This window comes from Achromobacter semiaridum (assembly GCF_053543755.1).
The window spans coordinates 1-25,262 of record NZ_JBLVOL010000022.1; the positions used below are offsets into that span (position 1 = coordinate 1).

24 protein-coding genes are annotated in these 25,262 nt (G+C 65.5%); 17 read left to right on the top strand and 7 right to left on the bottom strand.

The features are described 5' to 3' along the window. Positions 1–8 precede the first annotated feature (8 nt). The 3 genes from ACNPP0_RS07740 (at position 9) to ACNPP0_RS07750 (ending at position 3,787) form a co-directional block, all read left to right on the top strand. Positions 9–680, top strand: a complete 672-nt coding sequence (locus ACNPP0_RS07740; protein ID WP_057285123.1) for a response regulator transcription factor — start codon at positions 9–11, stop codon at positions 678–680. 156 nt (positions 681–836) lie between these two features. Beyond that, positions 837–1,862, top strand: a complete 1,026-nt coding sequence (locus ACNPP0_RS07745; RefSeq protein ID WP_104143268.1) for a sensor histidine kinase — start codon at positions 837–839, stop codon at positions 1,860–1,862. Then, entirely contained in the window at positions 1,859–3,787 is a 1,929-nt protein-coding gene (locus ACNPP0_RS07750) for a potassium transporter Kup (RefSeq protein ID WP_332613451.1), read from the top strand. The genes ACNPP0_RS07745 and ACNPP0_RS07750 overlap by 4 nt, the downstream gene beginning before the upstream one ends. Before the next feature lie 73 nt (positions 3,788–3,860). On the opposite strand, the gene argG is transcribed toward ACNPP0_RS07750, so the two are convergent. Together argG and ACNPP0_RS07760 are read right to left on the bottom strand one after the other, a co-directional pair. Beyond that, positions 3,861–5,201, bottom strand: coding sequence for an argininosuccinate synthase (gene argG, locus ACNPP0_RS07755; RefSeq protein ID WP_046805493.1), 1,341 nt, complete (start codon positions 5,199–5,201; stop codon positions 3,861–3,863). A 123-nt stretch (positions 5,202–5,324) separates the two neighbouring features. After that, complete coding sequence (locus ACNPP0_RS07760; RefSeq protein WP_448705540.1) at positions 5,325–6,233, bottom strand: LysR substrate-binding domain-containing protein; 909 nt, start codon at positions 6,231–6,233, stop codon at positions 5,325–5,327. Positions 6,234–6,342: 109 nt separating this feature from the next. Here ACNPP0_RS07760 and ACNPP0_RS07765 point away from each other — a divergent pair, with 109 nt between their 5' ends. Genes ACNPP0_RS07765 through ACNPP0_RS07785 form a run of 5 tightly spaced genes read left to right on the top strand, consistent with a single transcriptional unit; the run spans position 6,343 to position 10,209 of the window. Further along, on the top strand, positions 6,343–7,209 hold the full coding sequence (locus ACNPP0_RS07765; protein ID WP_332613453.1) for an amidohydrolase family protein: 867 nt from the start codon (positions 6,343–6,345) through the stop codon (positions 7,207–7,209). Between the two features lie 52 nt (positions 7,210–7,261). After that, complete coding sequence (locus ACNPP0_RS07770; RefSeq protein ID WP_332613454.1) at positions 7,262–8,215, top strand: Bug family tripartite tricarboxylate transporter substrate binding protein; 954 nt, start codon at positions 7,262–7,264, stop codon at positions 8,213–8,215. Positions 8,216–8,217: 2 nt separating this feature from the next. Beyond that, positions 8,218–8,748, top strand: a complete 531-nt coding sequence (locus ACNPP0_RS07775; protein ID WP_332613455.1) for a carboxymuconolactone decarboxylase family protein — start codon at positions 8,218–8,220, stop codon at positions 8,746–8,748. Between the two features lie 11 nt (positions 8,749–8,759). Next, positions 8,760–9,323, top strand: a complete 564-nt coding sequence (locus tag ACNPP0_RS07780) for a hypothetical protein (protein WP_448705542.1) — start codon at positions 8,760–8,762, stop codon at positions 9,321–9,323. A gap of 34 nt (positions 9,324–9,357) precedes the next feature. After that, positions 9,358–10,209: an alpha/beta fold hydrolase gene (locus ACNPP0_RS07785; protein ID WP_332613457.1), complete on the top strand. Its 852-nt coding sequence runs from the start codon at positions 9,358–9,360 to the stop codon at positions 10,207–10,209. Between the two features lie 148 nt (positions 10,210–10,357). Here ACNPP0_RS07785 and argF read toward each other — a convergent pair whose 3' ends face one another. Further along, positions 10,358–11,299 carry an ornithine carbamoyltransferase gene (gene argF / locus ACNPP0_RS07790; RefSeq protein ID WP_046805553.1) on the bottom strand — a complete coding sequence of 314 codons (942 nt, stop codon included), beginning with the start codon at positions 11,297–11,299 and terminating at the stop codon, positions 10,358–10,360. Between the two features lie 56 nt (positions 11,300–11,355). After that, positions 11,356–12,537 carry an aspartate aminotransferase family protein gene (locus ACNPP0_RS07795; protein WP_448705543.1) on the bottom strand — a complete coding sequence of 394 codons (1,182 nt, stop codon included), beginning with the start codon at positions 12,535–12,537 and terminating at the stop codon, positions 11,356–11,358. A 200-nt stretch (positions 12,538–12,737) separates the two neighbouring features. Here ACNPP0_RS07795 and ACNPP0_RS07800 point away from each other — a divergent pair, with 200 nt between their 5' ends. Continuing rightward, positions 12,738–13,028: a DUF3579 domain-containing protein gene (locus tag ACNPP0_RS07800; protein WP_013392635.1), complete on the top strand. Its 291-nt coding sequence runs from the start codon at positions 12,738–12,740 to the stop codon at positions 13,026–13,028. 116 nt (positions 13,029–13,144) lie between these two features. Here ACNPP0_RS07800 and ACNPP0_RS07805 read toward each other — a convergent pair whose 3' ends face one another. Continuing rightward, positions 13,145–13,864 (bottom strand): GntR family transcriptional regulator, encoded by a 720-nt coding sequence (locus tag ACNPP0_RS07805; RefSeq protein ID WP_448705544.1) that lies wholly within the window; start codon positions 13,862–13,864, stop codon positions 13,145–13,147. Between the two features lie 249 nt (positions 13,865–14,113). Here ACNPP0_RS07805 and ACNPP0_RS07810 point away from each other — a divergent pair, with 249 nt between their 5' ends. The 8 genes from ACNPP0_RS07810 (at position 14,114) to ACNPP0_RS07845 (ending at position 23,335) form a co-directional block, all read left to right on the top strand. Beyond that, the gene (locus tag ACNPP0_RS07810) at positions 14,114–14,860 is read left to right on the top strand and encodes an aspartate/glutamate racemase family protein (protein ID WP_448705545.1); all 747 of its coding nucleotides are present in this window, start codon (positions 14,114–14,116) and stop codon (positions 14,858–14,860) included. Positions 14,861–14,954: 94 nt separating this feature from the next. After that, on the top strand, positions 14,955–16,532 hold the full coding sequence (locus tag ACNPP0_RS07815) for an ABC transporter substrate-binding protein (RefSeq protein WP_332613460.1): 1,578 nt from the start codon (positions 14,955–14,957) through the stop codon (positions 16,530–16,532). Between the two features lie 83 nt (positions 16,533–16,615). After that, entirely contained in the window at positions 16,616–17,608 is a 993-nt protein-coding gene (locus tag ACNPP0_RS07820; protein WP_332613461.1) for an ABC transporter permease, read from the top strand. A gap of 16 nt (positions 17,609–17,624) precedes the next feature. Next, positions 17,625–18,575 (top strand): ABC transporter permease, encoded by a 951-nt coding sequence (locus tag ACNPP0_RS07825; RefSeq protein ID WP_332613501.1) that lies wholly within the window; start codon positions 17,625–17,627, stop codon positions 18,573–18,575. A 27-nt stretch (positions 18,576–18,602) separates the two neighbouring features. Beyond that, positions 18,603–19,796 carry an amidohydrolase family protein gene (locus ACNPP0_RS07830; RefSeq protein WP_448705546.1) on the top strand — a complete coding sequence of 398 codons (1,194 nt, stop codon included), beginning with the start codon at positions 18,603–18,605 and terminating at the stop codon, positions 19,794–19,796. Next, positions 19,793–21,301 (top strand): amidohydrolase family protein, encoded by a 1,509-nt coding sequence (locus tag ACNPP0_RS07835; protein ID WP_448705547.1) that lies wholly within the window; start codon positions 19,793–19,795, stop codon positions 21,299–21,301. Before ACNPP0_RS07830 ends, ACNPP0_RS07835 begins: the two co-directional genes overlap by 4 nt. Beyond that, a complete protein-coding gene (locus ACNPP0_RS07840) occupies positions 21,298–22,317 on the top strand; it encodes an ABC transporter ATP-binding protein (protein ID WP_332613464.1) in 1,020 nt (339 codons plus the stop codon). The genes ACNPP0_RS07835 and ACNPP0_RS07840 overlap by 4 nt, the downstream gene beginning before the upstream one ends. Further along, positions 22,307–23,335: an ABC transporter ATP-binding protein gene (locus ACNPP0_RS07845; RefSeq protein ID WP_448705548.1), complete on the top strand. Its 1,029-nt coding sequence runs from the start codon at positions 22,307–22,309 to the stop codon at positions 23,333–23,335. Before ACNPP0_RS07840 ends, ACNPP0_RS07845 begins: the two co-directional genes overlap by 11 nt. A gap of 60 nt (positions 23,336–23,395) precedes the next feature. Here ACNPP0_RS07845 and ACNPP0_RS07850 read toward each other — a convergent pair whose 3' ends face one another. Then, on the bottom strand, positions 23,396–24,673 hold the full coding sequence (locus ACNPP0_RS07850; RefSeq protein ID WP_332613466.1) for a TRAP transporter large permease: 1,278 nt from the start codon (positions 24,671–24,673) through the stop codon (positions 23,396–23,398). Between the two features lie 36 nt (positions 24,674–24,709). Further along, positions 24,710–25,210, bottom strand: a complete 501-nt coding sequence (locus ACNPP0_RS07855) for a TRAP transporter small permease (protein ID WP_332613467.1) — start codon at positions 25,208–25,210, stop codon at positions 24,710–24,712. Positions 25,211–25,262: the final 52 nt, after the last annotated feature.

The following is a 25,262-nucleotide window of genomic DNA, read 5'->3' on the forward strand; positions in this document are numbered from 1 at the left end:
ATCGCGGCATGCGAGTTCTGGTAATCGAAGACGACACCACCCTGGGCCATGCGCTCCAGGAATTCCTGGCCGACCAGGGTTATGCGGTCGACTGGCTGACGGAAGGCGACCGAGTCCTGGGCGCCCTGGCTGGCCAGCCGTATGACCTGATGCTGCTCGACCTGAACCTTCCCGGCATGAGCGGGCTTGATGTGCTGCGGCAATTGCGCCAAGACGGCAATCAGGTTCCGGTCCTGATCCTTACCGCGCGCGACGGCATCGAAGACCGCGTTGCGGGCCTGGATGCCGGCGCCGATGATTACGTCACCAAACCCTTTGAACTGCCCGAGCTGGCGGCGCGCGTGCGTGCCTTCGGCCGGCGGCGCGCGGGGCAGGCACAGCCGCTGATCGAAGTCGGCCCCCTGGTGTTCGACACGGTCGGCCGCGAAGTCCGCGCCAATGGCCAGCGCCTGTCGCTGTCGGTGCGTGAACTTTCCGTGCTTGAAATGTTGATGGCCCGCGTGGGCCGCGTCGTCACCAAGCGGCAAATCGTGAATTCGCTGTCCGCCTGGGACGCCGATTTCAGCGAGAACGCCGTCGAAGTCTATGTGTACCGCCTGCGCAAGCGCCTGGAAGGTACGGGCGCCAGCATCCAGACGGTGCGCGGCTTCGGCTACATGCTGGATGTGGAAGCGGCCTGACGGCCCGGGCGCCGCCGGTATGCGCCGGCTGCGCTTCTGCATGCACCCAAGCGAGGGTATCGCGTCATGATGCACGATCGCACTCCTTCCGCTCCTACGGCGTCCCGCCCCTTGCTCCCCTCCCGCTCGCTTGCCCGGCATCTGGTCATCCGCTTGATGCCGCCCATTCTGCTGCTTGTCCTGCTGGACCTGGCGGCAACCTGGGTGATCACGCACAAGATCGATATGTCGCTGTGGATGCTGGAAGACTTCTTCTGGCTGATGGTGGTGGGGCAGGTGGCGCTGATTGCGCTGTTTACCTGGGTGGTCGTTCAGGGCGTGCGGTCCGGGCTGCGGTCCGTGAACCATCTGTCCGAGGAAATCCGGCAGCGTTCCATCGACGACATGCAGCCGCTTGAGGTCGCGGGCGTGCCGGTCGAAATCGAACCGCTTGTCACGCACACCAACGATCTGCTGCTGCGCCTGGACGCCTCGCTGGCCGCCCAGCGCCGATTCATCGGCCACGCGGCGCACCAGCTGCGCACCCCCTTGTCCGGCTTGCGGCTGGAATCCGAATTGATGTTGGCCCGCCCTCTGCCGGACGACGTGCGGGCGCGCGCCGAACGCATCAAGGCCGTCAGCGACCGCATGATCCGCCTGGGTCAGCAGTTGCTGGTGCTGGCGCGCGCCGACCCCAACGCCCGACCGCAAGACAGTTTTGTACGCATCGACCTGTGTGAATGGGTGCGCGTGCATGGCGCCGAATGGTTTCCCCGGGTGCGCGAGGCGCGCTACGAGCTGGATCTGGTGGCGCCCGACGCGCCTATCTGGATCGACGCTGACCCCTTGCTGCTGGCCGAACTGCTGGGCAACCTGATCGACAATGCGCTGCGCTACGGCAACGAGACCGGTCGCATCACCCTGATCGTGGGCGCCAACCCGCCGTCGCTGACGGTCGAAGACGACGGCCCCGGCATTCCCTCCGAAGAACGCGACCGCGTCTTTGAAGCCTTTTACCGATCGCCCACCGCCACGGCGGGCGGCTCGGGATTGGGCCTGGCCATCGTGCGCGAGATCGCGCACGCGCATGGCGCCTGGTGGAAGCTGACCAGCCGCCCCGACTTCTCCGGAACCCGGCTTTCCGTCGTGTTCCCCGGCCCCCGCAAAGGGGCGCAACTAACTCGTCAAGAACCCACATCATGAGCCAAGCCACGGCGGGTGCCCCCCTTCCCACCGGCCCCCACGCGGGGGGCGTGCATGCACCGTCGTCGCGCGCCGCGCTGATTCTGGGCGCGTTGGGCGTGGTGTATGGCGACATCGGCACCAGCCCGCTATATACGCTGCGCGCCTGCCTGACCGGCCTTAGCGTGCACACCGACCTGGAACCCGCACACTTGCTGGGCGTGCTGTCCATCTTGTTCTGGATGCTGATGGTGGTGGTGTCTTTGAAGTACGTCACGCTGGTCCTGCGCGCCGATAACCGGGGCGAAGGCGGCACGCTGGCACTGTTGGAACTGGCGGTGCGCAACCGCGACGGCAAGATGCGGTGGGTGCTGATCGTGCTGGGTATCTTCGGGGCGGCGCTGTTCTATGGCGACAGCATGATCACGCCTGCCATCTCGGTGCTCTCCGCGCTGGAGGGCATCGGCATCGTGTCCCACACCCTGGACGCGTGGGTCGTGCCCATTGCACTGGTCGTGCTGGTGGGGCTGTTCGCCATCCAGTCGCACGGCACCGGCCTGATGGGCAAGCTCTTTGGCCCTGTGATGCTGGTGTGGTTCGGCACGCTGGCGGCGCTGGGCGGCTGGCAGATCTGGCAGACGCCCGAAGTGCTGGCGGCCTTGAACCCGATGTGGGGCCTGCGCTTCGTCGTTGAATTTCCCTTGATCAGTTTTGTGCTGCTGGGCGCCGTGGTGCTGGCGTTGACCGGCGCCGAGGCGCTGTACGCCGACATGGGCCACTTTGGCCGCCCCGCGATTCGCAGCGCGTGGTTCAGCATGGTGTTGCCGGCGTTGACGCTGTGCTACTTCGGCCAGGGTGCGCTGCTGCTGCGCGACCCCGAAGCCATTCGCAATCCGTTCTTCCTGATGGCGCCCGACTGGGGCCTGGTGCCGCTGGTGGCGCTGGCCACCATCGCCACCATCGTCGCGTCCCAAGCGGTTATCTCCGGCGCGTACTCCGTCACGCGCCAGGCGGTGCAGCTGGGCTTCTGGCCGCGCATGCAGATCCTACATACCTCGGCCGTGGAAAAGGGCCAGATCTATCTGCCGCAGGTCAACGCGCTGCTGCTGTGCGCCGTGCTGGTGCTGGTGCTGCTGTTCCGCAATTCCGACAACCTGGCCGCCGCCTATGGGTTCGCGGTGACGGGCACGATGCTGACCACCTCGGTGCTGGCGTTTGCCGTCTTGCCGCGCGGGTCCACGGGTCTGAAGCGCATGCTGTGGTTCGGCGTGCTGGGCTTTTTGCTGCTGTTCGACGTGCTGCTGTTTTCGGCCAACGTGTTCAAGATCCACGAGGGGGGCTGGCTGCCCCTGCTGGTCGCCATCGTCGTGTTCACGCTGATGATGACGTGGCGCCGTGGCCGTCGCCTGCTGTCCGACATGCAGCAGCGCGACCGCCAGCCGCTCAAGGAATTCATGGAGCAGCTGGAACAATATCCGCCGTCGCGGGTGCCGGGCACGGCCATCTTCATGACGATGAATTCCGGCAACGTGCCGCCCGCGTTGCTGCATAACCTGAAGCACAACAAGGTGCTGCACGACCACGTGCTGTTCCTGACCATTCTGGTGGCGGACGTGCCCTACATTTCGCCTGAAGAACGTTTCGTGGTGAACAAGCTGTCGGCCTCCAGCTGGACCGCCACCGTGAACTACGGCTTCAAGGAAGACCCCGACGTGCCCGAGGCCTTGCGCCTGGTGGCCGAAGCGTATCCGGAGCTGGACCTGGAGCCGATGCGCACGTCGTACTTCCTGTCGCGCCAGACCGTGGTGGCGGCGCGCAAGCCGGCGCTGTGGCGTTGGCGCCGGGCGGTGTTTTCGTTCATGGCCCGGAACTCCACGCGCAGCACCAAGTTCTTCAAGATCCCGGCCAACCGCGTGGTGGAAATGGGGATGCAGGTCGAGCTTTAGGCCACGACGCGGCGCCATAAAAAAAACCCCTCGGTCATCACACCGAGGGGTTTTTTGTTGCCTGCAAGAATGCTTACTTCTTCTTCGCGGCGTCTTTCAACTGCGGCAGCGACGTGCCGCTGGAAGCCAGCAGGCCGGTCTTCACGTAGGTGAACAGCTTTTCGCGGGTGTCGACGATGTCCAGGTTGCGCATGGTCAGTTGGCCGATGCGGTCCGCCGGCGTGAACGGCGCGTTCTCGACCTTTTCCATCGACAGGCGCTCGGGGGCGTATGTCAGGTTGGCCGATTCCGTGTTCAGCAGCGAATAGTCATTGCCGCGACGCAGTTCGATGGTGACTTCGCCGGTAATGGCGCGGGCAACCCAGCGCTGGGCGGTTTCGCGCAGCATGATGGCTTGCGGGTCGAACCAGCGGCCCTGATACAGCAGGCGGCCCAGCTTGCGGCCGTTTTCGCGGTACTGCTCGATGGTGTCTTCGTTATGAATGCCGGTGACCAGGCGTTCGTAGGCGATGAACAGCAGCGCCAGGCCCGGGGCTTCGTAGATGCCGCGGCTCTTGGCTTCGATGATGCGGTTTTCGATCTGGTCGCTCATGCCCAGGCCGTGGCGGCCGCCGATGCGGTTCGCTTCCAGCAGCAGTTCGACCGGGTCGCTGTATTCCACGCCGTTCAGGGCGACCGGCTGGCCTTCCTCGAAGCGCACGGTGACTTCTTCGGCCTTCACGGCCACGTCGTCGCGCCAGAACGCCACGCCCATGATCGGCTTGACGATGCGGATGCCGGAGTTCAGCTGTTCCAGGTCCTTGGCTTCGTGGGTGGCGCCCAGCAGGTTGGAGTCCGTCGAGTAGGCTTTTTCGGCCGACATCTTGTAGTCGAAACCGGCTTGGCGCATGTATTCGGACATTTCCGAACGGCCGCCCAGCTCGTCGATGAAGCGCTGGTCCAGCCAGGGCTTGTAGATCTTCAGGTCGGGGTTGGTCAACAGGCCGTAGCGGTAGAAACGCTCGATGTCGTTGCCCTTGAACGTGCTGCCGTCGCCCCAGATGTTGACGTCGTCTTCTTTCATGGCGGCCACCAGCATGGTGCCGGTGACGGCGCGGCCGATGGGCGTCGTGTTGAAGTACGTGATGCCGGCGGTCGAGATATGGAACGCGCCCGATTGCAGGGCGGCGATGCCTTCAGCCACCAACTGCGCGCGGCAGTCGATCAGGCGGGCATTTTCGGCACCGTAGGCCAGGGCCTTGCGGGGAATCTCATCGTAGTCGGACTCGTCCGGCTGGCCCAGGTTTGCCGTGTAGGCGTAGGGGATGGCGCCGTTATTGCGCATCCACAGCAGGGCTGCGCTGGTGTCGAGACCGCCGGAAAAGGCGATGCCGACCTTCTGGCCGGTAGGAAGGTTCGGGAGGATAGTGGTCATTGTTTGAGGTGAGACGCCAACAGGACTTTGACAGCAACGAGCCGCCAAACAAGAAAGGTAGCCGGCATTTTAACTCTTTTGCCCTGGGCGGCCAGACGCGGCACGTTTTTACCGCCCGGCGCATCACGGGGCGGGGGCGAAGAGTTCGGAAAGCTTCAATTGCCGGATCAATTGCGCGGTGGCGGTGGCCAGGCGCGTGGCGGGGCGGTGGCGCGCGCTGGCCAGCACCAGGTTGTTGGTGATGCGCGGCGAGCCGATATCCGATAGGGACAGCGCGTGTTCGGCGGCAGGTCCGCGCGCGGCGGAGCGCGGCAGGATGGCGTACGCGTCGCCTTGCGCCGCCAGTTCCACGATAGTCTGCACGGCGTCGACCTCGGCGGCCACCTTCAGGCGCACGCCTTGCGCGCGGCACACGCTTTCCACCAGGGTCCGGATCGCGTTGGGCAGGCTGGGCAGCACCAGCGGATAGTCGCCCAGCTGCGCGACGGTTACGCGGGCGGGCAGGGGCGGCTGATGGCCGGCGGCAGCGGCCAGCACCAGGTCTTCGCGGAACAGCGATTCATACGCAAGCTGGGGCGAGGGCGCGGGGTCGTAAAGCAGGGCCAGATCGACCCGGCCGGCCAACAGCCATTCCCGGACTTGCGCGCTAAGACCCTCGGCCACCGCAATGGACGCCTCGGGAAACCCACGCCGGAATGCCTGCACCAGCGGCGGCGTCAGCACGCGCGCAATGCGCGGTGGCAGGCCTACCACCACCTTGCCGGTTGGCGTGGCGCGCAGCGTTTGCAGGTCTTCCTTGGCGCGTTCGGCCAGCGTCAGCAGCGCGCGCGCATGTTCCAGAAAGCGCAGCCCGGCCTCGGTCGGTTCGGCACCGCGCCCGTTGCGATAGAGCAGGTGTTGGCCAAGCTCCAGCTCCAGCAAGCGTACCTGCCGGCTGAGGGTGGGCTGGGCGACGTCCAGCAACTCGGCCGCGCGCGAAAAGCTGCGCCGCTCGGCCACGCTGACGAAGTATTCGATCTGCTTTAAATCCACGATGCGCCCGCGCTGTTATCTGTATTTTCTATATCTGAAATCAAAGATATAGCATTGTTAGGCGGCTCGCAATCCGCGACGATGTCGTTTTCCCCAGCAGGAACCGACTGTGCCTGATTGCCGCCCACCGCTTGCGTCCCCGTCCCGTCCGCGCCATGCCCTGCCGCCCGGTGCGTGCGATGCGCATTGCCATGTTTTCGGGCCCAGCGACGCGTTTCCCTATGCCGAGGGCCGTTCCTATACGCCGCCCGATGCGCCCTATGCCGCCATGGCCGCGCTGCATGCGCACCTGGGCATCGAGCGCGCGGTGGTGGTGCAGGCCAATTGCCACGGCTCGGACCATAGCGCGCTGTTGGACGCATTGGCGCAAAGCGGTGGGCGCTATCGCGGCGTGGCGTTGCTGGGGGCGGATGCCACGGCGGCGCGCGTCCGGCAACTGCACGACGGCGGCGTGCGCGCCGCGCGCTTCAACTTCGTGCCGCATCTGGGCGGCGCGCCTGATCCGGCCGTGTTCGACCACGTGGTGGCGCTGATTGCGCCGCTGGGCTGGCATCTGTGCCTGCACGTGGACGGCGCGATGCTGCCCGAACTGCTGCCGCGCCTGCTGGCGTTGCCCGTGCCGTTCGTGGTGGATCACATGGGCCGCTTGAAGGCGGCCGACGGCCTGGATTCCCCCGCGATGCGCGCATTGCTGTCATTGGCCGATGTGCCGCAGGCCTGGGTCAAGGTGTCGGGCATCGACCGCATCGCGTCGGGCAAGCGCCCGTTCTCCGAAGGCATACCCTTTGTGCAGTCGCTGGTGCAGGCCATGCCGGATCGCTGCCTGTGGGGCACCGACTGGCCGCATCCCAACGTGGCGGGCGATATGCCCGATGACGGCGAACTGGTGGATACCTTCTTTCAGGCCTGCCCCGATGCCGCCATGCGCCAGCAGGTGCTGGTGGACAACCCCGCAAGACTGTACGGATTCGCGTAGGCATCCGACGTTGCGCGTCGGCTAAAAAAATTCGATTCAACGAGGAGACACCATGTTCAAGAAATTACTTTCGGCCACCGTGCTGAGTTTGTCCGCTTTCGGTGCGGCGCATGCCGACGGCCCGGTGCGCCTGATCATCGCGTTCCCGCCCGGCGGGCCGGTGGATCTGGTCGGGCGCGTGCTGGCCGAACAGCTGGGCAAAGAGCTCAAGCAGAACGTCATCGTCGAGAACAAGGCGGGCGCCAACGGCAACATCGCGGCGGCCTATGTAGCCAAGGCGCCGGGCGATGGCTCGGTGCTGTTCCTGACCAGCGTGGGCGCGGTGGCCATCAGCCCGGCGCTGTACAAAGACCTGCCGTATGACCCGGTGCGCGATTTTGCGCCGGTGTCCAAGGTAGTCAACAACGCCACGGTGTTCGTGGTGAACCCGTCCAACCCGGCTGGCGACGCGGCGGACTTCGTGAAGAAGTCGCAGGCGGCGTCGCAATCCGTGGCGATCGGCTCGTCGGGCATCGGCAGCATTCCGCACCTGACGATGGAAATGTTTGCCGACGCCAGCAAGGCCAACGTGCTGCATGTGCCGTACAAGGGCGCCGCGCCGGTCATCAACGATGTGATGGGCAACCAGGTGTCGGGCTTCTTCGGCGACGTGCCCGGCCTGATCGGCCATATCCAGGGCGGCAAGCTCAAGGCGCTGGGCATCGCCGCGCCCACGCGCCACCCGCTGCTGCCCGACGTGAAGACCTTGGCCGAACAAGGCATTGCCGGCGTGGAATCGAATAACTGGTACGGCATCGTCGCGCCTGTCTCCACGCCCGCCGCCACCATCGACAAGCTGAATCAGGCCGTGCGCGCCGCTTTGGGCAATGAAGCCGTACGCGCCAAGCTGGAGAAGTTCGGCGCGCAGGCAGCGCCCAGCTCGCCGCAGGAACTGGCCGCGCTGATCGCGTCCGACCGCGACAAGTGGACCGCGCTGATCCAGCGCAAGAACATCCGTCCGGAGTAAGCATGAGCGCCAGCCGAGTCACGCCCGTCGTACCGGGCACCCGCCAGGAACTGGCCGCGATCGAGGCACGCATCAGCGCCGCGCGCGGTCGCATTTCGCCGCTGTACCAGGTGCTGCTGAACAGCCCCGCCGTGGTGGATGGCTGGGAGGCCATGCTGACCGCGATCCGCCAGAAGACGTCGTTGTCGCCGCGCCTGCGCGAACTCATCATCTTGCGCGTGGCGACCTTGAACAATGCGCCTTATGAATTTGATGCGCATGTGCCGCATGCCCTGGCGGGTGGCATGCCGCAGGAAGTGATCGACGCCTTGCGGTCCAACCCGGCGCCTGAAGCCGTGCAAGGGCTGGCCCCCGGCGAAGCCGAGGTGCTGGCGTTGACCGACGCCATGACGCGCGACATCGAGGTGCCCGACGCCGTGTTCGCGCCCGTGCGCGCACGCTACGATGACACGCAATTGGTCGAACTGGCCGCCACCGTGGGCGCCTACAACATGGTGTCGCGCTTTCTGGTGGCGCTACGCGTCGGACATTGAAGGAGATGACAGTGCAGGAATCCGTATTGCTGGTGTCGCTGGGCGAACGCTTTGACAACGACCGCGCGGCCGACATGGCAGAGCGTCTGACGGCCGGGCTGGACAAGGTTCAGGTCAGCGCGTTTGCCGCGGTTGAAGAGCCGGACACGTATGTGTACCTGCGCGGCACGAGCCACGCGTTGGCTGAAATCCAGGCGCGTCTGGCCGAGAGCTTTCCTGGCGCCCGCGCCCGCGTGTTGCATCAAACGCTGGACCTGCCGGGGGCTTCGGCGGGCCAGGACGCGCCATGGCACTACATCGTTGAAACCGATGTGCTGCCCGAGGCCGAGCAAGACCTGAACGCCTGGTATGACCAGGAACATCTGCCGGGGCTGGCGTCCGTGCCCGGCACGGTGCGCGCGATGCGCTTTGAGTGTCGCGATGAATCGCCGCGATACCTGGCCTGCTACGACCTGCACACCCGCGAAACCTTCGGCAGCCCGCCGTGGTTGGCCGTGCGCGCTACCGACTGGAGCAGCCGCGTGCGGCCCTCGTTTCGCAACACCCGCCGCACGATGTTTAAGAAAATCCTGTGATCGCGCGCCGGTGGCTGGCCGGCAAGGAGGCATGATGACGATGAAGCAACTGCTGACCGGGCTGACGATTACGTGCGCCGTCGCGGCGTCGGCGCCGGTGCTGGCGGATGCGCCCAAGCGCGTCAACGTGCTGGTGGGCAACGGCGCCTCGATCGAAGTGCTGGACCAGGGGCAGGGCCCCGCGCTGGTGCTGCTGCCATCCAGGGGGCGCGGCGCGCAGGATTTCGACGAACTGGCCGAACGCTTCGTGCAAGCCGGCTATCGCGTGCTGCGTCCGCAGCCACGCGGCATCGGCGGTAGTACCGGGCCGATGTCGGGCATCACGCTGCATGATCTGGCGGACGACCAGGCCGCCGTGATCCGCAACGTGGCTCGCCAGCCGGTCGTGATGGTGGGCCATGCATTTGGCAACTGGGTGGCGCGCGCCACCGGCGTCGACCACCCCGAGCTCGTGCGCGGCGTGGTGATCGTGGCGGCCGCGGCCAAGCAATATCCCAAGGGCCTGAGCGAACACGTGGACCGCAGCGCCGAACTGTCCTTGCCCGATGCCGAACGCTTGAAGTCGATCCAGTACGCGTTCTTTGCGCCCGGCAACGACGCGCGCGTCTGGTTGCACGGCTGGTACCCGGACGTCAGCGAAAGCCAGCGCCTGGCCGGCAAGGCCACGCGCCAGTCTGATTGGTGGTCGGGCGGAGCCAAGCCCTTGCTGGACTTGCAAGCGGAACTGGATCTGTTCAAGCCGCCCGCCACGCGCAACGAAATCCGTGATGAATTCGGTGACCGCGTGTCCGTTGTCGTGATCCCCGGCGCGGGACACGCGTTGGTGCCCGAAAAGCCGCAGGCGGTCGTGGACGCCATCGCGGCGTGGGAACGTACGCTGCGTTGATTGCGGTGTATTGAATGCTGCACGGGCCGGTCGCAGTACCCAGGCCGTACCCAAGCCGTACACAAGCCGTACACAAGCATTCGAAGCAGCCCCAATGAAAAGGCCTGGATATCCCAAGATATCCAGGCCTTTTGCGCTTCCGGCAAGCTTAGTTGATCTGGCCCAGCAGCAGGAATTCCATCAATGCCTTTTGCACGTGCAGGCGGTTTTCGGCTTCGTCCCAGACCACGCTTTGCGGCCCGTCGATGACTTCGCCGGTGACCTCTTCGCCACGGTGGGCGGGCAGGCAGTGCATGAAGACGGCTTCGGGGTCGGCGGCGGCCATCATTTCGGCGTCAACGCACCAGTCGGCAAACGCCGCGCGGCGCTCTTCGTTCTCGGCTTCGTAGCCCATGCTGGTCCACACGTCGGTGGTGACCAGGTGCGCGCCCTGGCACGCCTGCATGGGGTCCTTGAATTGGCGCAGCACCTTGTCCGACGGCGAGCCGATGCGCGACGCTTCAAGTTCGTAGCCGGCGGGCGTGGACACGTGCAGCGTGAAGCCCAGCATTTCGGCCGCGTGCAGCCACGTGTACGCCATGTTGTTGGCGTCGCCCACCCAGGCCACTGTCTTGCCCGCGATGGGGCCGCGATGTTCGATGTAGGTGAAGATGTCGGCCAGGATCTGGCAGGGGTGGAATTCGTTGGTCAGGCCGTTGATGACCGGCACGCGCGAATGCGACGCAAAGCGCTCGATGCGGGTCTGCTCGAATGTACGGATCATGACGATGTCGACCATGCGCGAAATGACGCGCGCGGTGTCTTCGATGGGCTCGGAGCGGCCCAGCTGCGAATCGTTGGAGGTCAGGTTGATGACCGAGCCGCCCATCTGGTACATGCCGGCCTCGAACGAGACGCGGGTGCGGGTGCTGGCCTTTTCAAACACCATTGCCAGCGTGCGGTCGTGCAGCGGCATATGGGGTTCGTAGCGCTTGAACTTTTCCTTGATCAGGCGCGCGCGGTCCAGTACGTAAGCGATTTCAGCGGATGAGAAATCCTTGAACTGGAGAAAATGCCGCAACGGGCCGTTTTGAGTCGTGGGAGGAGTCATGGTGTTGTCGCAGGTCATTGAGCCCGGCCGGGCTGGTGGCCCGGGCGGTACGTTGATTATGGTTTTTCGGACAGGAAGCGTTGGATAAGCGGGACCAGGGTGGCGACGATCTGGTCCGCCTCTTGTTGGGTAAGGATCAGGGGCGGCAGCATGCGGATGACTCGGTCGCGCGTGACGTTGATGAGCAGGCCGGCCTCAAGGGCGTGCCGCACCAGCACGCCGCAGGGGCGCGCCAGTTCTATTCCCAGCATCAGGCCACGGCCGCGCACTTCGGTAACGCCCGCCGTGTCTGCCAGGGCTTGCGCCAGGGCGTCCTTCAGGTAGGTGCCCACCGCGTGGGCGTTGTCCAGCAGCTTGTCGTCTTCCAGCGTGTCCAGCACGGCCAGCCCGGCGGCGCAGACCAGCGGCCCGCCGCCGAACGTGGTGCCGTGGCTGCCGGGCGTGAACACCCCGGCGGCTGGCCCTGCGGCCAGCATGGCGCCAATTGGCACGCCGCCCGCCAGCCCCTTGGCCAGCGTCATGACGTCAGGCTTGATGTCGGCCCATTGATGCGCGAACCACTTGCCGGTGCGGCCGATGCCGGACTGCACTTCGTCAATCATCAGCAACCAGCCGCGCTCGGTGCACAGGGCGCGCACCGCTTGCAGGTACGAGATGTCGGATGGGCGGATGCCGCCTTCGCCTTGCAGCACTTCAAGCAGCACGGCGGTGGTGCGCGGTTCGGCGTCGCCGGCGGCGCGCACGGCGTCCAGGTCGTTGTAGGGCACCTGGATGAAGCCGCTGGGCAGCGGGTCGAAGCCCTTGCGCGCCTTGTCGCTGCCCGTGGCCGCCAGCGTGGCCAGCGTGCGGCCATGCCAGGACGAATCCATGGTGATGATGTGGGCGTGTTTGTTGCCGCGCTGGTAGGCGTAGTAGCGGGCCAGCTTGATGGCCGCCTCGTTCGCTTCCGAGCCGCTGTTGCAAAACAGCGCTTCCTGCATGCCGGACAGGGCCGTCAGGCGGGCGGCCAGGGCAGCTTGCTGCGGAATGTCGTAAATGTTCGATGTGTGGATGACGCGGGCCGCCTGCTCGCTGATGGCCGCCACCAATTTCGGATGGGCGTGCCCCAGGCACGACACGCCGATGCCGGCCAGTGCGTCCAGGTACTTGCGCCCTTGGGCATCCCACAACCATACGCCCTGGCCGTGCGTGAACGCGACCGGCAGGCGGGCATAGATATTGGCCAGAGGCGAGGTCATTGCGGATCCTCCTGGGGGATTACCAAAAAGCCGCCTTCAAAAAGCCGCCTTCAATTCGATGGACCCCGGGCGTAAACAGGGCGGAATCGGCTTTTGGAAGAGGGCAAAGGATCAATCATATACAATTCGCGGCGCAGGGCGCATGTTTGATCACGCCGAAGATCCGGCTTTCGTGAAAGGCGCGCTGTAGTGAAGAACTCATGGCAACTCGCGTCAGACAATTCGTAATTCATGGCGTTACCGAAAGCGGTAGCCGATTCCGCCCCAGCGATTGGGCGGAGCGGCTCGCTGGCGTAATGGCACAGTTCCGGCCCGCCGGCTGTGCTGGTAACCACCTCACTTATTCGCCCTATGTGCTGCCTGTCGTGATCGACGGCGTGCGCGGAATCGTGGTCGACCTGCGTTTGCGCGACCTGGAACCGCTGGCGTACAAGTTCGTGGTGGATTTCGCTCGCGACAACAACCTCAAGACGGAAGAACGCGAAATTTAAGTCCCCGAACGAAAAGCGCCCTGACCGGGCGCTTTTCTCATTCGTGCGGGACCGGCACGCCCAACGGGCGGGCCAACGCCTACGCCGCGCTTGCGCGCTGCGGGCAGCCGGATCGCTCAGGTGCCGTAGCGGTCAAGAATCTTGCGGATGTCGCGCACACCTGAACCGTCCGTACTGAGCAGCGCGCGCGCCGTCACGGATTCCAGGTGGTGTTCAAGCAGATGCAGGACGTGCTTTTCGTCGCGCGCGCGCAGCCCTTCCACTATGTCCATGTGTTCGCTGACCGCGCATTCGCTGGAATGCGGTCGCCCGTAAAGCGCCAGGATCAGCGAACAGCGCGACACGATCTCGTTCACGTAGCGGGCATAGACCGCGTTGCCGGATAGCTCGGCCATCAGGATGTGGAATTCGCCCGACAGCCGGATGGATTCATTCGTGCTGTTGCGCTTGCGGGCCGCTTCCTCTTCTTCGACATGACGCGCCAGGCGCGTCAGCCCGGCTTCGGTGATGTGTTGCAGCAGCCGGCGGGCCACGTCGCGTTCCAGGCAGCGCCGGGCCTCGAAGATATCGTGCGCTTCTTCCAGGCTGGGGCGCGCCACCGCCGCGCCGCGATTGGGGCGCAGATCGACCAGCCCTTCGCTGAACAGCCGCGTCAACACGCCGCGCACAATTGTGCGGCTGACCCCGAAACGCTCTCCGATAATGTCTTCGGGCAGCTTGTCGCCCGGCAGCAAGGCCTGCTCGATAATGGCGCGGCGCAAATTTATGTATACGATTTCGCTGCGGTTTACGTCTTTCTTGGGGGGCTCGTTGGCCGGCGGCGCGAGAGGTTTCATCGTCTTCTTTGGCTCCTGGGCGTGCGCGTTTTCATTGTATTGGGATAGGCCGCGGCACCTGCCGCCGCTGCGCACTGCGGGTGTGGGCAAGCATACTACAACGCCCGCTAAGGGTTAGCGATAGCTTGAAGCCAAACTTCAAGCGCGTACATTGTCGGCATAAATCGTATACAAACATTTATACAAAATGGCCAGCATATCGGCGTTTGGCGAAATCTGTTTGTATACATACCGACCGAGATCCGCTTCATGCCCGCCAAGCCTGCCTTGCCCGACGTTCTTGCCACCGACCGGCCCACCTTCACCCCTTACCGCCTGCTGGTGGTCAACGGCAACACCACGTCCAACCTGACCCTTAGCCTGGCCGCCCAGGCGCGCACGTTTTTCGATGGCGCCGCCCACATCCACGCCGTCACCGCCGTGTTTGGACCCGCCTATATCGCCAGTCGAGTCGAAGCCGTCGTGGCCGCGCACGCCGTGCTGGAAACGGTGGAGCAGGAAGTGGCCCGGGCGGAAGCGCCGTTCGATGCCTGCCTGTTGGCCTGTTTCGGCGAACCCGGCATCGGCGCGGTGCGCGAATGCCTGTCCGTGCCCGTCGTGGGCATGGCCGAAGCGTCGATCATGGCCGCCATGCAGCGCGGCGACCGCTACGCCATCGTCACGGTGGGGCAGCGCTGGCCCGGCATGTTGCGCGAACAGATCCGCCAGTTGGGGCTGGACACCCGCTGCGCGGCCATCATCGCCTTGCCCGGCAATGCGCTGGATTACGTGTCGCGCTCGCCCGAATCGGCCGCCCAGGTCAGCCAAGCGCTGGACGCCGCCGTGGCGCAGGGCGCCGACGTGGTCATCGTGGCGGGAGCCGCGCTGGCCGGTTACCTGCCGGTGCTGCCGCGCCGACCCGTCGTTCCGATCATCGATTCCTATCGCGCCGCGCTGGCCCAAATGCTGGCGCTGGCTTCGCTGGACCGCGCGCAGCGTTTGTGCGCATTGACCTGACCCGCCGGGTCTGATCGCCATGCTTACCGCGCCGGGCCCGACCCGGCGACATCAAACCGGGTATCAGCCCGATAGACAAGGGAGAGTTGCAGCCATGAAGACGTTGCTTAAATGGACCGCCGGCGCGGTGATCGCGCTGTCGGCCATCACGGGGGCTTCGGCCGCCAACACGCTCAAGTGGGGCGCCGCGCGGGACCTGGATTCGCTGGACCCGTATTCCTACGGCAGCACCTTCAACCTGGCGTTCCTGAACCATGTGTACGAAGCGTTGATCCGCTACGACGACAAGTTCAACATCACGCCCGCGCTGGCCGAATCCTGGGAAGCCGTGTCGCCCACGGTGCTGCGCTTCAAACTGCGCCCGGGCGTCAAGTTTCACAACGGCGCGCCCTTTTCGGCGGACGACGTCGTGGCTTCGCTGACCCGCGTGTCGGACGAGGCCTCGCCGCTAAAGGGCAACCTGCCGGCGTTCAAGGCCGTGCGTCGTGTTGACGACCTGACCGTTGACATTGAAATGACGCATCCGTACCCGTTGATGCTCAATGACCTGACCAACATCTTCATCTTCAACCGCCAGTGGCTGGTCGATCACAACAGCACGCGTCCGACCGATGCCGCCAAGAAGATCGAAGGCTACGCCACGCACAACGCCAACGGCACAGGCCCCTTCAAGGTGGAGTCGTACCGGCCCGATACCCGCACCGTCCTGGTGGTGAACAAAGACTGGTGGGACAAGCCCCGCCACAATCTGGACCGCATCGAATTCACGCCCATCGCGTCGGCGCCCACGCGCGTGGCAGCGCTGCTTTCCGGCGACATCAACTTCACCGAGAACGCGCCGCTGCAAGACCTGGACCGCCTGCGCGCCGCGTCCAACGTGAAGGTGCTGGCGGCGACGGAATTGCGCACGCTGTACTTCGGCATGAACCTGGGCGACAAGCTGGTCGGTTCGAACATCACCGACAAGAACCCGCTGAAAGACCTGCGCGTGCGCCAGGCGCTGTATATGGCGCTGTCGCCCGACCTGCTGCAAAAGCGCGTCATGCGCGGCCTGTCGCGCACCACCGGCGCGCTGGTGGCCCCGTCCATCCCCGGCTACGACATCAAGCAGGAAGAGCGCCTGCCGTTCGATGCGGCCAAGGCCAAGAAGTTGTTGGCCGATGCCGGCTACCCCGATGGCTTCACCTTGTCGCTGCTGTGTTCGAACGACATGTTCGTGAACGAAGAAGAACTGTGCCAGGCCGCCGCGTCGATGTGGGCGCGCATCGGTGTCAAGGCGTCGCTGGCCAGCGGGCCGCGTTCGTTGCAGAACCCCAAGCGCTCGCGTGGCGAGTTCGACATCACCATCCACGGCTGGGCCAACGAGCCGCAGATTGATGCGCTGTCGATCCTGCTGCAAGTGATGCATAGCCGCACCGGCCCGGCGGGCGTCTTCAACTGGGGCCAGTGGGGAGACCCGGCGCTGGACGCGAAGATCGACGCGGCTGCCGCCGAGATGGACCGCGACAAGCGCATCAAGATGATGGCCGAGGTGTTGCAGACGCTGCATGACGACGTTCGCTTCCTGCCGCTGCACCAGCAGCCCATGGCCTGGGCCGTGGGCAACAACGTGGGCGACGTGCTGCAAATGCCGGACAACAAGGCGCGGCTGTGGACGGTGCGCATGCAGTAGCACGCGCGGTTCAGGCGGCTGCCGCGCCCCGGTCGGGGGCGGCGGTCGCGACAGTCCGACATCGGGTCTGAAGGAGGCCGCACATGCTGGCATTCATAGTTAGACGGGTCTTTAACGCAGTCGGCGTGATGCTGGCGGTGGCGTTGCTGGCCTTCGTGATATTTCGTTTTGTCGGCGATCCCGTCGACATGATGCTTAACGAGCAGGCTTCGCAAACGCAGCGCGACGAGCTGCGCGAACGCCTGGGCCTGAACGCGTCGGTGGGCATGCAGTTCGTGCACTTCGTCACCAACGCCGCGCAGGGCGAATTCGGCATTTCGTACCGCAACCAGCAGGACGTGTTCGCACTGGTGGCCGAACGTTTCCCCGCCACGTTCGAGCTGGTGATGATGGCCACGCTGCTGTCGCTGGTGATCGGCGTGCCGCTGGGCGTGCTGACGGCCATCTATCGCAAGTCCCGCATGGCGCAGGCCTTGCAGTTCGTGTCCATCCTGGGTATCTCCCTGCCCAGCTTCGTCGTGGGCATCATGCTGATCCTGATTTTTTCGGTGCAGCTAGGCTGGCTGCCGGGCTTCGGGCGCGGCGACACGGTGAAGATCGGCTGGTGGTCAACGGGCTTGCTGACGCCGTCCGGCCGCGCCGCGCTGGTGCTGCCGTCTATCACCCTGGCGCTGTTCCAGATCACGCTGATCATGCGGTTGGTTCGGGCCGAAATGCTGGAAACCCTGCGCACGGAATTCATCAAGTTCGCGCGCGCTCGCGGCCTGCCGGATCGCATCGTGCATTTTCGGCTGGCGCTGCGCAACTGCCTGATGCCGGTCATTACTGTTACCGGCATGCAGATCGGCAACCTGATCGCCTTCGCGTTGATTACCGAAACCGTGTTCCAGTGGCCGGGCATGGGCCTGCTGTTCATCCAATCGGTCATGTTCGTGGACATCCCCGTCATGGCCGCCTATCTGGTGATCGTGTCCTTCATCTTCGTGGCGCTGAACACGTTGGTGGACATGATGTACGGCGTGGTCGATCCGCGCCTGCGCAGCCAGCACGTCAAAGGAGGCGCCAGTGGCCACTAAACCTCTCAATAAACCCCTGACCAAGCCCCTCGCTACGCCGTATTCGGGCGGCGCGCGCAGCCGGCTGTCGCGCTTCTTGCAAAGCGATTTGTGGTGGAGCCTGCGGCACGATTATGTGGCAATGGGCGCGGGCATCGTGCTGTTGGTGGTGGTGTTGCTGGCGGTGTTCGCGCCGTGGATCGCGCCGCAAAATCCTTATGACCTGGCGCAGCTGGATCTGTTGAACGCCGAGCTGCCGCCATTCTGGGTGGAAGGGGCCGACCCGCAGTTCCTGTTGGGCACCGACACGCAGGGCCGCGATGTGTGGTCGGCCATTCTGTATGGCTCGCGCATGTCGCTGGCGATCGGGCTCGCTACGGTGGTGCTGTCGCTGGCCATCGGCTTGCTCGTGGGCCTGGCGGCCGGCTATTTCGGCGGCTGGGTGGATAACGCCCTGATGCGCGTGGGCGACACGCTGCTCAGCATCCCCACCATCCTGGTTGCCATCCTGGTGACGGCGGTGTTCCGGCAATTGCTGCCCCCAGGCCTGCGCGAAACCTTGTCGGCCGTGATCCTGATCCTGGCCATCTCCATGACCAACTGGGTGCAGTACGCGCGCACCGTGCGGGCGTCGGCGCTGGTCGAGCGTGGCAAGGAATACGTGCAGGCGGCGCGGCTGATCCGGGTCAGCTCACTGCGCATCATGCTGACGCACATTCTGCCCAACACGCTAACCCCCGTAATGGTGACGGCCACGCTGAACCTGGGGCTGGCCGTGCTGATCGAGGCCACGCTGAGCTTTTTGGGCGTGGGCATGCCGCCCACCGAACCGTCGCTGGGCACGCTGATCCGGCTGGGCAACCAGTTCCTGTTTTCGGGGCAGTGGTGGGTGGTGGTGTTTCCCGCGCTGTATCTGAGCCTGATCGTGCTGGTGGTGAACCTGCTGGGCGATTGGCTGCGCGATGCGCTCAACCCCCGTCTGCGCTGACGGCGCAATCTTCAATAGAGGTCAAGCATGGAAAACGCAACGTTGTACACCCACGTTCGCCCGGCGGGTGGCGAGCCCACCACGGTGCTGGTCAAAGACGGCCGCATCCACGCGCTGGGGGGCGAGGCGCCCGCGGGCGTGCCGGTGGTGGACGGGGGTGGCGCGCTGATGCTGCCGGGGCTGATCGACGCCCACGCGCACCTGGACAAGACGATGTACGGCATGCCCTGGTATCGCAACGAGGTCGGCCCGCGCCTGATCGACAAGATCGAGAACGAGCGCGCCGAAAAGAAACGCCTGGGCATCGACCCGTATCGGCAATCGGCGCGGCAGCTGGTGATGTCGATTGCCGACGGCACCAGCCACATCCGCACCCATGTGGACGTGGACACGGACATCGGCCTGGGCGCCATCGAAGGCGTGATGCGCGCGCGCGAGCAATACCGCGACCAGATCGACGTGGAACTGGTGGCCTTTCCGCAAAGCGGGCTGCTGATCCGGCCCGGCACGCTGGAGCTGATGGACGAGGCGCTGCGCATGGGCGCGGAGGTGGTGGGCGGGCTGGACCCGGCCGGCATGGACCGCGATCCCAAGGGCCACCTGGACGCCATCTTCGGGCTGGCCGACAAGCATGGCAAGCCGATCGACATCCACCTGCACGAGGCCGGCGAGCTGGGCGCGTTTTCGATGCAGATGACGATCGATCGCGTGTTGGCGCTGGGCATGCAGGGCAAGGTCACCTTATCGCATTCGTTCTGCCTGGGCATGCCCGATACGCAGGCGGTGCAAGCACTGACGGAAGGGCTGCTTGCCGCCGGCATCCACATCATGACCACCGGGTCCGCGTCGCGGCCGGTGCCCAACGTGGCGCGGCTGCGCCAGGCCGGCGTCACCGTCTGTACCGGCAACGATGGCATGCGCGATACCTGGGGCCCCTACGGCAAGCCCGACATGCTGGAACGCACCATGCTGGTGGGCCTGCGCAACAACTTCCGGCGCGACGACGAACTGGCGATGGCGCTGGACGTGGCCACATACGGCAATGCGCGCGTGATGCAGTTGCAGGACTATGGCCTGGCGCCGGGCTGCCACGCCGACTTTGTGCTGGTGGATGCCGAGACCGTGGCCGAGGCCATCGTGGCCCGGCCCGTACGCCAGTTGGTCGTCAAGCGCGGCAACGTGGTGGCGCGGGACGGGCGTGCCTTGGCGAGCGCGCCGTGACGCCCGCGATGATGCCCAACATGGAAGGCCCGATCCTCCTCACCGCGCGCTGGGTGGTGGGCCATGAAAACGGCCGTCACTGCCTCTACGAGAACGGCGAAGTCGTGTTCGATGGCGACCGCATCGTGTACGTGGGCCATCGCTATCCGGGCACCGTTGCGCGCCGCCACGACTACGGCCGCGCGGTGATCGGCCCCGGCTTCGTGGACCTGGATGCCTTGTCGGACCTGGACACGACCATCCTGGGTTTCGACAATTCGCCCGCCTGGCGCAAGGGCCGCATCTGGCCCGAGACGTACATGCACAAGGGCCCGTACGAGATGTACACGCCCGCCGAACTGGCCTTTCAAAAGCGCTACGCCTTTGCGCAGCTGATCCGCAACGGCATCACCACCGCCTTGCCGATTGCGTCGCTGTTCTACCGCGTGTGGGGCGAAACCCACGACGAATTCCTGTCGGCCGCGAACGCGGCGGGCGAACTGGGCCTGCGCGTGTATCTGGGGCCCGCCTACCGCAGCGGTCATACCTATGTGGACGCAGACGGCAAGATCCGCTGCCATTACGACGAGGCGCGCGGCATGGCGGGACTGGCCGACGCCGTCGCGTTCTGCGATGAGATCGACGGCCGTCACAACGGCCGGGTGCGCGCCATGTTGGCGCCTGATCGCATCGAAACCTGCACGCCGGATCTGCTGCGTGCCTCGGCCCAGGCCGCGCACGAACGCGATATCCCCATCCGGCTGCATTGCTGCCAGTCACGCCTGGAATACGACCTGGTGCTGGAACAGCACGGCATGAGCCCGCCGGAATGGCTGCAAAGCCTGGGCTTTCTGTCGCCGCGCGCCTTGCTGCCGCATGGCACCTATGTGTCCGGTTCGCGCCACATCGCTCGCCCGGGGCATGACCTGGACATCATCCGCGATGCCGGCGCCAGCATCGTGCACTGTCCGCTGGTGTCGGCGCGGCACGGCGCCACGCTGGACTCGTTTGCGCGCTATCGCAAGCTGGGCATCAATATCGGCATGGGCACCGACACCTGGCCGCCGGACATGGTGCAGAACATGCAGGTGGGCTTGCTGCTGTGCCGCGTGGTCGAAGGGTCCACGGAGGCCGTGCGCGCCGAAGACTATTACGACGCGGCCACCGTCGGCGGCGCGGATGCCCTGGGCCGCCCGGATCTGGGCCGCCTGGCCGTGGGCGCCAAGGCGGACATCGTCGTCTTCGATTTTTCGCACGACCGCAACGGCCAGATGATCGATCCGATCCAGACGCTGATGATCAGCGGCAGCGGCCGCGACGTGTCGCAAGTCATCATTGACGGGCGTTTCGTCATGGTGGACGGACGCATCCCCGGTTTTGATGCCCGCCTGGCGCAAGAGCAGGCGCAGCGGCAATTCGATGGCCTGGTTGCGCGCTACCCCGACCGTACCTGGGGCCATCCCCCGGTGCAGCAGATTTTCTCTTCCAGCTATCCGCGTCCCACAAGGAGCAGGAGCCCGTCATGATCGCAATCGACCTTAACGCCGCGCCGGCCGGCGTGCCGACCCTGTCGGTGCGTGGCCTGTCGGTGGAATTTCCCACGCGCCACGGCACGCTGGTGGCCACGCGCGACATCAGCTTTGACATTCAGCCGGGCGAAATTCTGGGCATGGTGGGCGAGTCCGGCGCGGGCAAGTCCTTGACCGGCATGGCGGTGATCGGCCTGCTGGAGCCGCCCGGCCGCCTGGGCGCAGGGGAAATCCTGTTGGCGGGCAAGCGCATCGACAACCTGCCGCCCAAGGCGCGGCAGCGTTTGCGCGGCAAAGAGATCGGCGCGATTTTCCAAGACCCGCTGACCAGCCTGCACCCGCTGTTCACGGTGGGTGATCAACTGGTTGAAACCATCCGCCACCACGACAAGGCGTCGGCCCCGGCCGCCCGCGCTCGCGCGCTGGAGCTGCTGCTGGCGGTGGGCATCCCGGCGGCCGACAAACGCATCGATCACTATCCGCATCAGTTCTCGGGCGGCATGCGCCAGCGCGTGGTGATTGCGCTGGCCCTGGCCGCGCGCCCCAAGCTCATCATCGCGGATGAACCGACCACCGCGCTTGATGTCTCGGTGCAGGCGCAGATCACCGCGCTGCTGCGCCGGCTATGCCGCGAGCAGGGTACGGCCGTGCTGCTGGTTACGCACGACATGGGCGTGATTGCTGAAACCGCCGACCGCGTGGCGGTGATGTATGCCGGCCGCATTGTCGAGATCGGGCCGGTGCTGGACGTGCTGCGTCGGCCGGGGCACCCCTATACCCAGGGCTTGATGAACGCCATTCCGGGCCTGCGCCATCGCGCCGCTCGCTTGAATCAGATCGACGGCGCCATGCCGCGCCTGCACGCCATGCCCGATGGCTGTGCCTTTCACCCGCGTTGTGCGCTGGCCGGTCCACGCTGCGCCCAAACCCGGCCGCCCTTGGCCGCCTCGCCCTCGGGCGCCACGGTCAGCGCGTGCTGGCTGCATCAGGAAGGAGTAGCCCATGCCGCGTAACGATGATGTGCTGTTGCGGGCCGACGACCTGGCCTGCTGGTTTGACGTATCGCCGCCCTGGCTGGAACGCACGTTGTCGCGCCAGCCCATGCAGACGCTGAAAGCGGTGGATGGCGTGTCGCTGGCCGTGCCGCGCGGCTCGACCTTGAGCATCGTCGGGGAATCGGGCTGCGGCAAATCCACCTTGGCCAAGCTGCTGGTCGGCTTGGTGGCGCCCACGCGCGGCACGCTGCAATACGGCCGCAACCGGACGGGCGGCGTGCTGTATCCGCAAATGATTTTTCAGGACCCCTACGCCAGCCTGAACCCGCGGTGGCGCGTCGGCAACATCGTGGCCGAGCCGATCATCACCCTGGGCCTGCGCCAGAGCCTTCCCGACACGCGCCGCCGCGTGGACGAATTGCTGGAGCTGGTGGGCCTGTCCGCCAGTGACGCCAGCCGTTTTCCGCACGAATTCTCGGGCGGGCAGCGCCAACGCATTTCAATTGCGCGCGCGTTGGCGACGCAGGCCGAATTCCTGGTGTGCGACGAGCCCACGTCGGCGCTGGACGTGTCGGTGCAGGCGCAGATCCTGAACCTGATGGGCGACCTGCAGAAGGAATTCGGGCTGACGTATGTGTTCATCAGCCACAACCTGTCGGTGGTGCGGCACGTGTCCGACAGCGTGGCGGTGATGTACCTGGGCAGAATCGTGGAGCAGGCGCCGGCCGATCAATTGTTCGAGTCCCCGCAGCACCCCTACACGCGGATGCTGCTGGACACGATTCCCGACCTTGAGAACCCCCGCCGCGACCGCGAACCCATGGGTGGCGAAGTGCCCAACCCGATCCAGCCGCCGTCGGGCTGCACGTTTCACCCGCGTTGCCCCGAGGCGCGCGACGAATGCCGCGACGAAGCGCCGCAGGTCACACATACGGGTGGCATGCAGACGAGTGGCGCGCAGACGGGTGGCGCGCAGACGAATGGAAGGCAATTGCGCTGCCACGCGGTGCGCTGGGAACGCGCGGTGGCGGCTTGAAAAAACCGCCCATCACGCACGCGCGGTGATGGGCGGTGATGGGCCGTAGTTCCGCCGTTTTTACTTCGCGTAGACCAGATCGCGCAGGCCCAGCGACAGGCCCGGCCAGTACGTAATCACCAGCAAGCAGACGATCACCACACCCACGAACGGGATCAGCGGCTTGACGATCCGCTCCAGCGGCAACTTGGCCACCGCGCAAGCGGCGAACAGGTTCACGCCAAACGGCGGGGTGATCATGCCCAGCGCCAGGTTCACCACCATGATGATGCCGAAGTGCACCGGTTCCACGCCAAACTTCAGCGCCACGGGCAGCAGCAACGGGGCCAGCACCACGATGGACGCGGACGTTTCGATGAACATCCCGATCAGGAACAGCGCGGCATTCACGCCCATCAGGAACGAGAACTTCGTTTCGAAAATCTGCGACAGCCACGTGCCCAGCGCGTCCGGGATGCCGGCGCGATTGAGCAGGAAGCTGAACACGCCCGCGTTGGCGATCACGAACATGATCACCGCCGTGGACACCACGGACTTGTGCAGCGTGGCGGACAACTGCTTGAAGCTCAGGCGGCGGTAGATGAACTTGCCGATCACCACCGCGTACATCACGGCCACCACCGACGCTTCGGTCGGCGTGAACACGCCGCCGTAGATGCCGCCCAGGATAATGACGGGCATCAGCAAGGCCAGCCAGGCGCTCTTGAATGCCGGCCACAGCGGCAAGCGACCTTCGCCGTCACGCTTGCCCAGGTTGTTGCGCTTGGCGTAGAACCACACGTAGAACATCAGCGCCAGGCCGATCAGGATGCCGGGCATCACCCCGGCAATGAAGAGTTCGCCCGTCGACGTGTCGGTGGACACGGCGTACAGAATCATCGGGATCGACGGCGGAATGATCACGCCCAATTCCGCCGCGCTGGCCTGTAGCGACGCGGCAAAGGGCGCCGGATAGCCGTGCCGGATCATGGCGGGGATCAGGATGGCGCCCACCGCGAACGTGGTGGCCACGCTGGAGCCGGCCACCGCCGCGAAGATCATGCAGGTCAGCACGCAGGTGCAGGCCAGGCCGCCCTGGATGCCGCCCACCACGCTCTTGGCGAATTCCACCATGCGTTCGGAAATGCCACCGGCTTCCATCAGGTTGCCGGCCAGGATGAAGAAGGGGATGGCGACCAGCGGGTACTTGTCCAGCGCGGCGTACAGCTGCTGGGCAACCACCACCCAGGGCAAGCCGGAGCTGCCGACGCCCGCCAGGCTGGCCAGGCCGATCGACACGGCGACCGGTACGGACAGCCCGAAGAAGATCAGCATCGAGACAATCATTAATTGGGACATGGCGATATCTGCTGCGTAGGTTCGATGGGGGCGGCTTCAGCCTTGTGCGTCGTTGCGCACGGGCACGTCGTCTTCTTCGCCGGCGCACCAGCGGGCCAGCACGGCAATGGCGGCCAGCGTGGCGCCCACGGGAATCGCCAGGTAGATCCAGGAAATCGAGATGTCCAGACTGGGCACCGTCTGGAAGCGCACGCGGTAGGTCATGTTGCCGCCGATCCAGGCCAGAAAGCCCAGGAAGCCGGCGCAGATCAGGCCGATCACGGTTTCCAGCACGCGGCGCTTGGCGCCGCCCAGCAGATTGCGCAGCAGTTCAACGCTGATCATCGCGCCATGGCGAAAGGCCAGCGCCACGCCCAGCAGCACGGTCCAGATCAGGAGGGCGCGGGTCAGCACCTCGCTCCAGTCGGCGGGCGAATGCAGCACGAAGCGGGCAATGACCTGGTAGAAGGCGGCAGCCGCGGCGGCTACCAGCAGAAGTTGGGCAAGAACCGAGACCAGCTTGAACAGGCCGCGGTCGAAAGCGCAGAGCAAACGCATGATGAATCCCGATGGCGTGAAACGCACAGGGTGGAAAACGGCAGGGGGGGGG